Source organism: Phenylobacterium sp., from assembly GCF_035276905.1.
Classification (GTDB): domain Bacteria; phylum Pseudomonadota; class Alphaproteobacteria; order Caulobacterales; family Caulobacteraceae; genus Phenylobacterium.
Genome location: NZ_DATELG010000316.1, coordinates 1 through 13,460, shown reverse-complemented (window position 1 = coordinate 13,460; position 13,460 = coordinate 1). Strand labels below are relative to the sequence as shown.

Sequence of the window (13,460 nt, the reverse complement as noted above, 5' to 3'; positions counted from 1 at the left end):
GGGCGCGATGGTCGCGACCTCGCCGGTCACCGGATTGCGCCGCTCGAAGGTCGCCTGCGCCTCGCGACCGCCGAACTTCAGCCGCCTCGCCGATCCCTGCATCCCGTTTCCTCCGAGCTTCGCGTCATGGCGCGGCGCAATTTGCGGTTGGTCGCAGATTGTACGTAATACATACCATTATGACCGGCAAGCGCCAAGCCGCGCGCGGACCCATTCGCATTCGGCTGCTAGGTACGCTGCGGATCCGGGACTTCGCCGAACACCCCCTGCCGGAAGCGGCGGGGCGAGACCGTGCAGCGTCGCGTGAATAAGCGCGTGAAATAGGCCGGGTCCTGGAAGCCCAGGTCGTAAGCGGTCTCGGCCACGGTCATGTTGGAGTACAGCAGCAGGCGTTTCGCCTCGAGCAGCCGGCGGTCCTGGATGATGCGGGCCGGCGGCATGCCCGCGACCTCAAGGCAGGCGCTCCGCAGCCGTTTGGGATGAACGTGGAGCGCCTCGGCGTAGGCCTCGACGCCGAGGTCGTCGCGGTAGCGCGCCTCGACCATCGCGCGGAAGCGGGCGACCAGCGCCGGGCGCGGCCCGGCGGCGCTGGGCGCGTCTGCGGCCGTGTAGTGCGCCAGGCGCAGCGCCTCGACCAAAATCGTCAGCAACAGCGCCTCGACGGCTACATGGTGACCGGGCGCCGTCCAGGCGAGTTCGCGCTTCAGGCGCTCAAAGGCGTCGCTGATCGCCACTCCGCCGGCGCCCGGCAACGCCGCCGGCTTGGCGAAGATCATCGAAAGATCCCGCGCTCGCTGCACGACGTCGTGAAAGTAGCCGTCAAAGACGGTCAACACCGAGCCATGCGTCTCGCGCGCCCAGCTGAAGCCGTGCACGACGCCGGCCGGCACCAGCAGCAGGCAGGGCGCCTCGAACGCGATCGCCGCGGCGTCCGCCCGCATCTCGCCGCCGCCCTCGGCGATGTGGAAGACGTGGCTGAGGTTGGCGTGGGTGTGCGGGCGAATATTCCAGTTCGCCGGGCGCGAGCGATCGTCCAGCGCCTCCAGGTGCAGGAAACGCTCGCCCACATGCTGGGGCGGCTCTCCATAGAGGAAAAAGCGGGGTATTCCGTCTCGGCTCACGACCGACAGCCTGCCCCGACGCCGGTCGGAAAAGCAATAACCGCGTCCGAAAAGTCCAAGATTTTGGGCGCGCCATCCATCGCATCCTCGCCCCGGCGGTCTACCCTCCTCCGGACACGCTGGCGCAGGACCGGCGGCGCCGGGAGGCTGGATGAAAACGCAAGTCGCTATCGTCGGAGCAGGTCCAGCGGGCCTCTTCCTCGCACTGCTCCTGCACCAGGCAGGGATCGACTGCGTGGTGCTCGAGCGGCGCGATCGCGCCTATGTCGAAGGCCGGGTGCGCGCCGGGGTGCTGGAGCAGGTCACGGTGGACCTGATGGCGCGCCTGGGTCTGGACGCACGGCTGCGGCGCGAGGGCCTGACCCACGGCGGCACGAACATCGTCTCCGACGGTGAACTCTTTCATGTCGACATGGCCGAACTGACCGGCGGACGCGCCGTGACCGTCTATGGCCAGCAGGAGGTGATGAAGGACCTCTTCGACGCCGCCGAGCAGCGCGGACTGCGGATCGTCTTCGAGGCCGAGGATGTCGCGCTGCACGAGCTGCGCGGCTCCGCCGCGGCGGTGGGCTGGCGCAAGGGCGGCGCCGAGCACCGGCTGGCCTGCGATTTCATCGCCGGCTGCGACGGTTTCCACGGCGTCAGCCGCCGCGCGATTCCGGCGGAGATCCTGCGCACCTTCGAACGCGTCTATCCGTTCGGCTGGTTGGGCGTGCTGGCCGACGTGCCGCCCTGCGCCGAGGAGCTGATCTACTGCAACCACGCGCGCGGCTTCGCGCTCGCCAGCATGCGCTCGCCCACCCGCAGCCGCTACTATATCCAGTGCGCACTGGACGAGCCCCTCGAGGCTTGGCCCGACGAGCGCTTCTGGGACGAGGTGTGCCTGCGGCTGGGTCCGGAGGCGGGGGCCAATGTCGTGCGCGGTCCTGCGTTCGAGAAGAGCATCGCCCCCTTGCGCAGCTTCGTGACCGAGCCGATGCGTTACGGCCGCCTGTTCCTGGCCGGAGACGCCGCCCATATCGTGCCGCCGACCGGCGCCAAGGGCCTCAACCTCGCCGCCTCCGACGTCATCATGCTCAACGAGGCGCTCTGCGAGTTCTACGAGACCGGCTCGGAGCGGGGCCTCGATGGCTACTCGCAGCGGGCGCTCGCACGGGTCTGGAAGGCGGAACGCTTCTCCTGGTGGTTCACCAGCCTGACGCACCGCTTCCCGCAGATGGACGCCTTCGACCGGCGCATCCAGACCGCTGAGCTCGCCTATATCCGCAGTTCGTCGACCGCCCAGGCGGCGTTCGCGGAGAACTATGTCGGCCTGCCGTTGGAGTAACCGATGCCAAGCAAGATCTACGACAGTCCCGAGGCCGCCCTGGAGGGCGTGCTGTTCGACGGGATGACCATCATGTCGGGCGGCTTCGGGCTCTGCGGCAACCCTGAGAGCCTGGTCCCGGTGATCCGCAACTCCGGCGTCAAGGACCTGACGGTGATTTCCAACAACGCCGGCGCCGACGGCTTCGGCCTGTGGATGCTGCTGAAGAACCGGCAGGTGAAGAAGATGATCTCGTCCTATGTCGGCGAGAACAAGCTCTTCGAGCAGCAGCACCTCTCCGGCGAGCTGGAGCTGGAGCTCAACCCGCAGGGTACGCTGGCCGAGCGGATCCGCGCCGGCGGCGCCGGCATCGCGGCCTTCTACACCCGGACCGGAGTGGGCACGGTGGTCGCCGAGGGCAAGCCGCACGAGGTCTTCGAGGGCGAGACCTATATCCGCGAGACCTGGCTGCGGGCCGATCTCGCCATCGTCAAGGCCTGGCGGGCCGACACCGCAGGCAACCTGCAGTATCGCAAGACGGCGCGGAACTTCAATCCGAACATGGCGACCGCCGGCCGGATCACCGTCGTCGAGGCCGAGGAGATCGTCGAGCCCGGGACATTCGATCCCGACTGCGTGCACACGCCCGGCATCTACGTCGACCGGATCGTCCGGAGCACCGTCAACGAGAAGCGGATCGAAAAGCTGACGACCCGCCCCCGGGAGACTGCGTAATGCCCTGGACGAGAGATCAGATGGCCGCCCGCGCCGCCGCCGAGCTGCGCGACGGCTTCTATGTGAACCTGGGCATCGGCATCCCGACCCTGGTCGCCAACCACATCCCCGCCGGGGTGAACGTCACGCTCCAGAGCGAGAACGGCATGCTGGGCATGGGACCGTTCCCCTTCGAGGAGGACGCCGACCCTGACCTGATCAACGCCGGCAAGCAGACCATCACCGAGCTGCCGGACTCCAGCTTCTTCAGCTCCGCCGACAGTTTCGCCATGATCCGCGGCGGCCACATCGACCTGTCGGTCCTGGGCGCCATGGAGGTCTCCGAGACCGGCGACATCGCCAACTGGACCATCCCCGGCAAGATGGTGAAGGGGATGGGCGGAGCCATGGACCTGGTGGCGGGCGTCAAGCGGGTGATCGTCGTGATGGAGCACATCTCCAAGGCCGGCGAGCCGAAAATCCTGAAAGCCTGCACCCTTCCGCTGACCGGTCAGGGCTGCATCGACCTGATCATCACCGACCTTGCGGTTTTCGACGTCGACCGCAAGGGCGGCGGACTGACGCTCATCGCGCTGGCGCCGGGCGTCTCCGAGGAGGAAGTCCTGGCGAAGACCGGCGCAGACTACACGGTGGCGATCCGCGCATGACCGAAGCCTTCGCCCGCGCAAATCCGCACCATCAGCCAAGAGGCCCGAACGTGCACGTGATCCCCTACAATCCCGAGGCGCCGGACCAGACGCCCAGCCTCTATCCGCCTTACGCCTCGACGGTGAAGCGCTCGCCGAGCCTGCCGCTGGTGCGCATTCCCCAGACCCTGACCGAAGTCACCGGCCCGGGCGCCGTCTGGGACCGGCTCCTCGGCCCGGCCATGCTCGACCTGACGAAGCAGCACAAGGGCGAACCGCTCGGCCAGCGGATCATCGTCTCCGGCCGGGTGCTGGACGAGAACGGCCGGCCCGTCCCGCGCACCGTGGTCGAGGTCTGGCAGGCCAACGCCGCCGGCCGCTACATCCACGCCCGCGACCAATGGGACGCGCCGCTTGACCCCAACTTCACGGGCGTCGGCCGCGTGATCACCGACGACGCGGGCCGCTACCGCTTCGTCAGCATCAAGCCGGGCGCCTATCCCTGGGGCAACCACAAGAACGCCTGGCGGCCGGAGCACATCCACTTCTCGCTGTTCGGCCCGGCCTTCGCCACCCGGCTGGTGACCCAGATGTACTTTCCCGGCGATCCGCTGATCCCGATCGACCCGATCGCCAACGCCGCCCCGGGCGAGGCGCGCGAGCGGATGGTCAGCCGCTTCGACATCGAAACCACCCAGGAAGCGTTCGCCCTGAGCTACATCTTCGATATCGTCCTGCGCGGCCGTCAGGCCACGCCCTTCGAGACCCAGCCATGAGCGCCGAGACCTTCAAGCAGACGCCCTGGCAGACGGTCGGGCCCTTCTTCCATTACGGGTTGCCCTGGAAGGGCGGCGCCGACCTGGTCGCCGGCGAGGGCGAACTGGGCGCACGGCTCGACGTGATCCCGGCGGGGCACTACCTGCTCGGCCCCACGCAAACCGCCCGCGAGCCGGCTGCGGGCGAGCCGATCGAGATCGTGGGATGCGTCCGCGACGGCGACGGCCAGCCGATCCCCGACGCGCTCGTCGAGATCTGGCAGGCCAATCCGCAGGGCCGCTACGCCTCGGACGCGGACGCGCGCGAGGCGGCGGCGCTGGATCCCAACTTCATCGGTTTCGGCCGCGCCTCGACCGGCGTCGACGGGGTCTTCCGGTTCCGCACCCTGAAGCCCGGCCGCGTCCCGGGGGTGGGCGACGCCCTGCAGGCGCCGCACATCGCGGTGGGAATTTTCGGGCGCGGGCTGCTGAAGCGGCTGGTCACGCGCATCTACTTCGACGGCGAGGCGGCCAACGCCGAGGATCCGATCCTCGCCCTGGTCCCGGAGCCCCGGCGCGAGACGCTGATCGCCCGACGCGACGGCGGGGTCTGGCGGTTCGACGTCCGCCTGCAGGGCGACGGCGAGACCGTCTTCCTCGAGTTCTGAGATGGTCTCGCTGATCCGCGAACTCGGCGCCTCGACACCGGAGATGCTGGAGGTCTTCGGCGACGAGATGCTGGTGCGGGCGGCGCTGGACTTCGAGCGCGAACTGGCCCGCGCGCAGGCCGCGGAGGGCCTGCTGAGCGAGGCCGAGGCGGCCGCGATCGCCGCCGCCTGCGAACAGCTTCCGGACGTCGCGGCCCTGGCCGAGGCGGCCGCCCACGCCGGCACGCTGGCGATCCCGCTGGTGGCCGAGCTGCGCCTGCGGCTTGCCGACGATCCTGCGGCTGCGGCCAAGGTGCATATGGGCGCCACCAGCCAGGACGTCGCCGACACCGCCCTGATGCTCCAGGCGCGCAGGGGCCTGGCGCTGATCCGCCGCGACGGCGAGCGCCTGGTGAAGGCGCTGGCGCAGCTGGCGGACACGCACGCCGCCACCCCGATGTTGGGGCGCACCCTGCTGCAACCGGCGCGGCCGATCACCTTCGGACTGAAGCTGGTCGCCTGGATGTCGGGAGTCGAGGCGGCCCTCAAGCGTCTGGTCGGCGAGGCCGAGACGGCTGTGGCGCTGCAATTCGGAGGCGCCGCGGGCGCGCTCGACAGCCTGGGCGGGAGGGCCTTCGCCGTGGCCGAGCGGCTCGGCGCGGCGCTCGATCTGCCGGTCCCCGCCGCGCCCTGGCACGCGCGCCGCGAGGGCGTCGCAGGCCTCGCCGGCGCCCTCGCCATCCTCGTGGGCGCGCTTGGGAAGATGGCGTTCGACATCGCCCTGCTCTCCCAAGCCGAGGTGGGCGAGGTTTTCGAGCCGCGCGTGGCCGGCCGCGGCGGCTCGTCCGCGATGGCGCACAAGCGCAATCCGACCGGCTGCCAGGTGGCGCGCTCGGCCGCCCTGCGGGCCCCGCACCTCGCCGCCGCCATCCTCTCGGCCCTGCCGCAGGAGCACGAGCGCGGGCTCGGCGGCTGGCAGGCGGAGGGCCCGGTGCTGACGGAGCTCTTTTGCATTGCGCACGGCGCGCTGGCGGCGATGGCGGCTGCGGCCGAGGGGCTGGAGATCCATCCCGAGCGCATGGCCGAGAACCTCGCAGCGGCGAAGGTCGGCGACGACATCGGCGAAGCGCCCGCGCTGGTCGCGCGCGCCCTGGCCGCGACCCGGAGCCGGGCGTGAGGCTTCAGGTCGAAACCGCGGACGACATCCGGATCATCGCGGAATCCGAGGGAGCGCGAGAGGCGCCGGCGCTGCTTTTCCTGAACTCGATCGGCTGCACACGGCGGCTTTGGGACGCCCAGACGGCTGCGCTGCATGGCGCGTTCCGCTGCCTCACGTACGACGCGCGCGGCCATGGCGGATCGGACGCGCCGGACGGCGACTACACGATCGAACAGCTCGGTCGCGACGCCCTGGCCGTCCTCGATACGGCAGGCGTGCCCGCCGCGCATGTGTGCGGCCTGTCGCTGGGCGGCCTCGTCGGCCAGTGGCTCGGCGTCAACGCGCCGGAGCGGGTCATGAGCCTGACGCTGGCGAACACCGCGTCCCGTATCGGGACCTGGGACAGCTGGGAGACGCGGCGGCGCCTGGTGCTCTTGGAGGGTATGAGCGCCATCGCCGAGACGGCGATGGAGCGGTTCTTTTCGGACGCCTTCCGCACGGAACGCCCCGAGCTCGTGGCGGAGGCCCGCGCCGGCCTGCTGGCGAACAGCGCCGTCGGATACGCCGGCTGCTGCGCGGCGCTGCGCGACGCCGACCTGACGGGGAAGCTTGGCCGCATCGCCGCCCCGACCCTGGTGATCGGCGGCGAACGCGACGTCTCCACGCCGCCCGACAAGTCCGCGGCCCTGGCCCGAGCCATCTCCGGGACGCGGCTCGAGATCCTGCCCGCCGCCCACCTCTCCAATCTCGAACAGCCCGAAGCCTTCACCGCAGCTCTGCGCGCCCACCTGGAGACCGCCTGATGGATGAACGCGAACGTCATGCGCTGGGCATGCAGACCCGCCGCAGCGTGCTGGGCGAGGCCCATGTCGACCGGGCCATCGCCAACACCACCCCGCTGACCGCCGAGTTCCAGGACCTGATCACTCGCCTGGCCTGGGGCGAGATCTGGACCCGGCCTGCGATCGACCATTCGACACGCCGGCTGCTCACCGTCGCCATGCTGATCGCGCTCAACCGCGAGGGCGAGCTGAAGATGCATCTGAAGGCCGCGCTCGACCACGGCGTCGCGCCTGAGCTGCTCAAGGAGGTGATCCTGCAGAGCGCCGTCTACTGCGGCGTGCCGGCGGCCAACAGCGCCTTCGCTCTGCTCAGCGAAATCGCCGGCGCAAGCTCCAGCGAGGCGTCATAATCCCGCGCGCAGCCGGCCTGCGTCAGCCGCCTCCGTCGGCGTCGATCGCCGCAAATCCTTCGATCAAGGCCAAGCCCGCAGTGCTTTGGGCATGCCATACGGCGGCGCGGGCGGACATCTGGGCCAGCCAATGCCGCCCGGCGGCGCGCAGCCGCTCGGCTTCGTGGCCCACCTCGTCGAGGCCAGCGAGCCGCGCCGCTATCCAGCCGGTCGCCGCCAGCGCCGCCAGCTGCAGGAAAGCCGTCGCCCCGGCCTCCGCCGCCGGATGGGGCATCTCGGCGAGGCGTTCGGCGGCGTCCTCCAGCAGGTCGAGCGTCGACAGCAACTGCCCCGCGGCAGCATTCGCAGCGGCGTCCTTGCGGGCCCGGGTCAGGAACACCCGCAGGCCGCGCCGGTCGCCGCGTAGCCTGCGGTGAAGCAGGTCCAACGCCTGCATGCCTGTCGTGCCCTCGAAAATCGTCAGGACGCGCGCATCGCGCAGCATCTGCTCGGCGGGCCATTCGCGCGTATAGCCCGCGCCGCCCAGCACTTGAACCGCGTCGCTTGCGACATCGAAGGCGAATTCGCCGCCTGTGGTCTTGACCAGCGGCAGGAGCCATTGCAGCAACGCCGCCGCATCCTTGCGCTCCTCCTCCTGCGTCTCACACGCCGCCAGATCGCCCAGGTTCGCCGCCGCCAGCAGCAAGCCGCGCAACACCTCCACCTTGGCGGCCTGCTGCAGCAACATGCGTTGCACGTCCGCGTGGCGGTTGATCGGGATCGGCCCAGCGGCCCCGCCGCCCTGCCGCCGCTCACGCGCATAGGCCAGGGCCAGATCAGCCGCTCCGGCCGCAATGGCCAGGCCCTGCGCGCCGGTGGCGAGCCGCATGTTCGTAATCATCACGAACATCTGCTGCAGGCCCCGCCCCTCGGCGCCGATCAGTCGACCGCGTGCGGCCTCGAAGCCGAGCGCGCAGGTCGGCGAGGCGTGGAGGCCCAGCTTCTCCTCGATCCGCCGCACGACGACGCCGTTGCGCGCTTCGCCGAAGCGGTCTGGGACGAGGAAGAGGCTGAGCCCGTCGGCCGTCGCCGTCCGGGCCAGCAGGCAATGGCCGATCCGCGCCGCAAGGTCATGATCGCCGAACGAGATCCAGGTCTTTTCGCCCGTGATCGCCCATTCGCCATTGCCGAGCGGCTCGGCGCGGGTGCGCAGGCGGCCCACGTCCGAACCGGCCTCCGCCTCGGAGATGCAGATTGTGGCGGCCCAGGCGCCGGAGGCGAGCGGCGAAAGCCATTCCGCCTTCATCTGCGCATCGCCATGGGCTGCGATCAGCCGTGCGGCCGACCGCTGCGGCACCGGCAGCATACCGAATGCGGGACAGTCGCGATCGAAGAGCTCCTGCACGGCGAAGGCGAGCGCCAGCGGCAGGCCTTGGCCGCCTTCGGCAATCGGCTGGTCCAGCGTCGGCCAGCCGCCGGCGACATAGGCCTCGTACGCCTCGCGATGGCCTGGCGGAGTGCGTACGCGACCGCCCACGAGGGCGCATCCCTCGCGATCCCCGACTTCGTTCAGCGGCGCCAGAAAGTCGGACGCAAAGCGCGCCGCTTCGTCGAGCACGGCCTGCACCAGATCCGGCGTCGCCGCGCCGAAACTCTCCTTCAGCGCCCGCAGCCGGGCCAGGCCCGGCGCCGCCTCGAATTGCATCGCGAGCAGCCGGGTATTGGCGCGCGGAACAACGCCTCTCATCTAACTGTCCTCTTGTTCGGCCTGCGCCTTGCCAGCCGGCCGGCCAGGCAGACCCACAGATAAAGCTCGCCGCTATGGCAGACTGGGGTCGACCAGATACTTCTCTCCGGTCGCGCGCCGGGCGAATGCAGACAGATGCCGAGGGTCCAGCATTTCGCGAAGGGAAATGGTGGCGGTATAGTTGCTTGCGAAGGTCGTCTTGAGTTCGGCCGCCACACGGTCGCGCAGGCGGGCGACCCCGGCGGGGCCGATCCTGTCGAGGAACGGGGTCAACAAGAACCCGCCGATGCGCCAAGCCATCCCATAGGTGCGGTTCAGTATGGTCGGGCCGGGATCGAGCGAACCGTAGAGATAGACTTGCTTCAGCGTGGTCGAGCCATATCGGCTGAACGCCCCGGCCGGCCGGCTCAGCGACCGCTCCATGGCGTGGAGAATTGCATCGACGAGACCTCCGCCGCCGACGGCGTCGAAGGCGATGGTCGCCCCGGTGGACGCTATCGCATCCTCCAGACGTTGCGCGAAGTCGGCAGAGCTGCTGTCGACGACGTGGCCGGCGCCGGCGGATCGCAGCCGCTCTGCTTGCAGATCGCTGCGGACGATATTGACCAGCGGGACCCCCTCGGCGAGGCATAGCCGGTTCAGCATCTGGCCCAGATTTGAGGCGGCGGCCGTATGAACCAGCGCCCGATGCCCTTCGTCCCGCATCGTCTCGACCATGGCGAGCGCGGTCAGGGGATTGACGAACATCGACGCCCCATCGGCGGCGCTGGCCCCATCAGGCAGGACGACGCAATCGGCGGCCGGCAGTTTGCGGAACTGGGCGTACATAGCCCCGCCGAACATCGCGACTTTCCGGCCCAACAGGTGACCAACCGCCGAGCCAGCCGCCACCACCGTTCCGGCGCCTTCATTGCCCACGCTCATCGGCTGATCGATGCGCGCCGACAAGGACGCCATGGCGTGTTCAGGGATGGCGGCCGTCAGTCTCGGCCGTTCCGCCGGCCCCTCGACGGCGATCGTCGCCAGGTCCGCCGGCCCCAGAAGAAGACCCAGGTCGGAGGGATTGAGCGGGGCGGCCTGCACGGCCACCACCACTTCGTGCGCCGCAGGCGGACGAAGCCTCACGGGTTCCAGCGAGAGGATCAGCCGGCGATCCGACGTGACCGTGGAGCGCAATTCGAGGCCCGTGATCCCTTCGCGCTGCATCTGGCTGGTCACGCTAGAAAGCAACATTGTCGCCCCCTTTTAGCTGAAGCATCGCCCGCGCTTCATCGGGCGTGGCGATTTCACGGCCCATTTCCTCCAGAATATTCCGGATTTTCGTCACCTGCTCCGCGTTCGACTTGGCCAGCCGCCCCCGGCCCAGCATCAGGCTGTCCTCCAATCCGACGCGCACATGGCCGCCGAGCGCGGCGCTCACCACGGCCAAGGGCATTTGATGGCGCCCTGCCCCCAATACGGACAGATGCCAATCCTGGCCGAAAAGCTTGTCGGCCACCCCGACCATATGGACCAGGTTCTCGGGCTCCGCGCCGATGCCGCCCAAGACCCCAAGCACGCATTGCACCAGGAACGGCGGCTTCACCACGCCGCGATCCGCGAAATGGGCAAGGGTATAGAGGTGGCTGACGTCGTAACATTCGAATTCGAAGCGCGTGCCGAAGCGGCCGCTAAGTTCCGTCGCCGCCATTTCAATTTGTTCGAACGTATTGCTCATCGGCGTTCGGCGAGAGGCTTCGAGAAAGCTCTTTTCCCAATCGTGTTTCCACTGGGTGATCTTCTCCGCGCCCAGGAACACGCCGAAATTCATGGTGCCCATGTTCATCGACGTCAATTCGGGCTCGGCCCTGCGCGCGGCGGCGAGCCTCTCATCCATCGACATGCCGATCGAGCCGCCCGTCGTGATGTTGACCACCGCATCGCATTGCTGCCTGATCCGAGGCAGGAACTGCATGAAGACTTCAGGGTCCGGCGTCGGCCTGCCGTCACGCGGATTGCGCGCGTGGAGATGCAGGATCGCCGCGCCCGCATCGGCCGCCGCCACCGCCTGTTCCGTTATTTCGTCGGGAGTGATCGGCAGATACTCCGACATGGACGGGGTATGTACGGACCCTGTCACAGCGCAGGTGATGATGACCTTGCCGCCCTTAATCATTGTCGCCCCACCCCTCTTTGAACGTCTTCTTCGCGTGACGGATCGCGCGCAGAACATGCGCCCGCTCCGCCGCCCTTTCGTGTGAACCGCGCACGGCAAGGCCCTGCGCGATTTCATCGATCACCTTCTGTTGGAGCTCGGCCGTGAGCTTCGGCGCGCCCAGGTTCTCCCACATCGCCTGCAAGGCCGGGCCGAGGTGCTCAAAGGCGCGCCGCGCGCCGCCCTCGCCGCCAGCCAGATGATGGCTGACGAACGGACCCGAAACGGCCCAGCGCTGCCCCGGTCCTTCCGTCAGGGCGAGATCGATGTCCTCGGCCGAGGCGACGCCCTCCTGCAGCAGATGGAACGCCTCGCGCATGAGCGCCGCCTGCAGGCGGTTGGCCACGTGGCCCGGCGCCTCCCGCTTCAGTCGGATCGGGCTTTTGCCGATCGAGCGGTAGAAGGCGATCGCCCGGTCGATCGCGGCCGGTGCGGTAAGATCGCCTCCGACCACTTCGACCAGCGCCATCAGCGGCACCGGGATGAACGGATGCCCCAGCACCACCCGCTCGGGCCGAACTGCGTCCGCCTGCATCGCGCTGACGGTGATGCTCGAGGTGCTCGACGCGATCACGGCATGGTCGGGCGCGGCGCGCGAGATGGCGGCGATCAATTGGCGCTTGATCGTGTCCGTCTCCGGCCCGTTCTCCTGCACCCAGTCGGCGTCGCGCACGCCCTTGGCGAGATCGGGTTCGAAGCGCAGGGTATCGAGCGCCTCGTCGATCCGCGCGCGATCGAGTCGGAGCAGGCGAAGATCCGCCGCGACGCCGTCGCGCAGGCGCGCCTCCGCACCTGCCGCCGGATCGACGCAGGTGACCTGCAGGTTGCCCGCGAGGAATGTCGCGGCCCAGCCGATGCCGACAATCCCGCAACCGACGACGGTCACCCGATCGATCGGACGTTCGGAGGTGTCGTGAAGATCGCCAAGTTCGCTCATTTCACACCGCCTCGGCGGGATAGGGTCCCAGGCGCGACAGCAGGAGCGTAGCGCCGGTCAGCAACCAGGCGGCGCAGAACAGCGCCGTGCGATAGTTGCCCGTGACGTCGAACGACAGGCCGACCAGGAAGGGGCTGATCGCCGCTCCGGCGATGAAGGCGCCGTAAATAACGCCGTAGGCCGAACCGTAAGCGGTCAACCCCAGGTACCGCGCCACGAGAAAGCCGATCAGATCGACCTCGGCGCCCATCGCCAGCCCGATGAGCACGGCCGCGACCCCGGCCAGGTGGGCGCCGGCGCTCGCCAGAAGCACGCAGCCGACGGCGGCGGCGGCGAGCAGCGCGGCCGCCACGAACGGGGCATGGATGCGATCGATCAGCGCGCCGGCAAAGATCCGTCCCAGGATTACGGCGACGCCGATCAGCCCGGCGGTCCGGCCTGCCGTCGCCGCGTCCATGCCGCCGTCGAGCAGCATGGGGACGAAATGCACGATCAGGCCCGCGACGCCCAGGGCCACAAGGAAGAAGGCCATCAGCATCAGCCGAAACCGCCGGTCGCGGAGGAAGACGACGAAACTGGTGCGGGGCCACGTGGCGGGCGGGTGCGTGGCGTCCGTCGGCTGCGTCGCCTTGGCGTGCCGGCCAAGGCCGATCAGCACGATCGGCAGCGCGACCAGCAATACGCCGGCGAGCAGGCGGTAGCCTTCGCGCCAGCCATGCGCAGCGATGAACGGCGTAAAGAAAGCCGGAGCCAGGGCCGCCGCTATGCCGGTGCCGGACAACAGCAGGCCGAGCGCCAGACCGCGGTGCACTTTGAAATGGGCTGCGACCAGGCGCGTAAAGACCACCGGCGAGGTTCCAGCCCCCGCCAGGTGCAGCACGATGAAGGCGCAAAGGTAGAGGGGAAGGCGCCCCGGCAGGATCGACATGCCGAGCGCCGCCAGCGCCAGCGCCGGCATGGCCACCGACACCACCCGGCGGACGCCCACGCGATCGACGAGGCGGCCGACGAACGGCGACACGCAGGCGAGGATGATTCCGGCGATCAGGATGGCCATGGATA

At 69.3% G+C, this 13,460-nt stretch carries 14 protein-coding genes; 8 read left to right on the top strand and 6 right to left on the bottom strand.

The features are described from left to right. Positions 1-227 precede the first annotated feature (227 nt). Positions 228-1,121 (bottom strand): helix-turn-helix domain-containing protein, encoded by an 894-nt coding sequence (locus VJS38_RS14870; protein ID WP_324088932.1) that lies wholly within the window; start codon positions 1,119-1,121, stop codon positions 228-230. Positions 1,122-1,272: 151 nt separating this feature from the next. Here VJS38_RS14870 and pobA point away from each other — a divergent pair, with 151 nt between their 5' ends. The 8 genes from pobA to pcaC are packed head-to-tail and all read left to right on the top strand — an operon-like array spanning position 1,273 to position 7,541. Continuing rightward, complete coding sequence (pobA, locus tag VJS38_RS14865; protein ID WP_324088931.1) at positions 1,273-2,448, top strand: 4-hydroxybenzoate 3-monooxygenase; 1,176 nt, start codon at positions 1,273-1,275, stop codon at positions 2,446-2,448. A gap of 3 nt (positions 2,449-2,451) precedes the next feature. Beyond that, entirely contained in the window at positions 2,452-3,162 is a 711-nt protein-coding gene (locus VJS38_RS14860) for a CoA transferase subunit A (protein ID WP_324088930.1), read from the top strand. Further along, positions 3,162-3,809 carry a 3-oxoacid CoA-transferase subunit B gene (locus tag VJS38_RS14855; RefSeq protein ID WP_324088929.1) on the top strand — a complete coding sequence of 216 codons (648 nt, stop codon included), beginning with the start codon at positions 3,162-3,164 and terminating at the stop codon, positions 3,807-3,809. Before VJS38_RS14860 ends, VJS38_RS14855 begins: the two co-directional genes overlap by 1 nt. Further along, positions 3,806-4,564: a protocatechuate 3,4-dioxygenase subunit beta gene (gene pcaH, locus VJS38_RS14850; protein ID WP_324088928.1), complete on the top strand. Its 759-nt coding sequence runs from the start codon at positions 3,806-3,808 to the stop codon at positions 4,562-4,564. The genes VJS38_RS14855 and pcaH overlap by 4 nt, the downstream gene beginning before the upstream one ends. After that, a complete protein-coding gene (gene pcaG, locus VJS38_RS14845; protein WP_324088927.1) occupies positions 4,561-5,211 on the top strand; it encodes a protocatechuate 3,4-dioxygenase subunit alpha in 651 nt (216 codons plus the stop codon). The genes pcaH and pcaG overlap by 4 nt, the downstream gene beginning before the upstream one ends. Before the next feature lies 1 nt (position 5,212). Then, the gene (pcaB, locus tag VJS38_RS14840) at positions 5,213-6,367 is read left to right on the top strand and encodes a 3-carboxy-cis,cis-muconate cycloisomerase (protein WP_324088926.1); all 1,155 of its coding nucleotides are present in this window, start codon (positions 5,213-5,215) and stop codon (positions 6,365-6,367) included. Further along, positions 6,364-7,152: a 3-oxoadipate enol-lactonase gene (gene pcaD / locus VJS38_RS14835; RefSeq protein ID WP_324088925.1), complete on the top strand. Its 789-nt coding sequence runs from the start codon at positions 6,364-6,366 to the stop codon at positions 7,150-7,152. Before pcaB ends, pcaD begins: the two co-directional genes overlap by 4 nt. After that, positions 7,152-7,541: a 4-carboxymuconolactone decarboxylase gene (gene pcaC, locus VJS38_RS14830; RefSeq protein ID WP_324088924.1), complete on the top strand. Its 390-nt coding sequence runs from the start codon at positions 7,152-7,154 to the stop codon at positions 7,539-7,541. The genes pcaD and pcaC overlap by 1 nt, the downstream gene beginning before the upstream one ends. 22 nt (positions 7,542-7,563) lie before the next feature. On the opposite strand, the gene VJS38_RS14825 is transcribed toward pcaC, so the two are convergent. The 5 genes from VJS38_RS14825 to VJS38_RS14805 all read right to left on the bottom strand — a co-directional run. Further along, positions 7,564-9,267 carry an acyl-CoA dehydrogenase family protein gene (locus VJS38_RS14825; protein ID WP_324088923.1) on the bottom strand — a complete coding sequence of 568 codons (1,704 nt, stop codon included), beginning with the start codon at positions 9,265-9,267 and terminating at the stop codon, positions 7,564-7,566. A 72-nt stretch (positions 9,268-9,339) separates the two neighbouring features. Continuing rightward, on the bottom strand, positions 9,340-10,485 hold the full coding sequence (locus VJS38_RS14820) for a zinc-binding dehydrogenase (RefSeq protein WP_324088922.1): 1,146 nt from the start codon (positions 10,483-10,485) through the stop codon (positions 9,340-9,342). Between the two features lies 1 nt (position 10,486). Further along, positions 10,487-11,422: a 3-keto-5-aminohexanoate cleavage protein gene (locus VJS38_RS14815; protein WP_324088921.1), complete on the bottom strand. Its 936-nt coding sequence runs from the start codon at positions 11,420-11,422 to the stop codon at positions 10,487-10,489. Next, positions 11,415-12,398, bottom strand: coding sequence for a 3-hydroxyacyl-CoA dehydrogenase NAD-binding domain-containing protein (locus VJS38_RS14810; protein WP_324088920.1), 984 nt, complete (start codon positions 12,396-12,398; stop codon positions 11,415-11,417). Before VJS38_RS14810 ends, VJS38_RS14815 begins: the two co-directional genes overlap by 8 nt. Position 12,399: 1 nt before the next feature. Next, positions 12,400-13,460, bottom strand: a 1,061-nt coding sequence (locus tag VJS38_RS14805; RefSeq protein WP_324088919.1) for an MFS transporter, incomplete at its 5' end; no start/stop codon positions are given.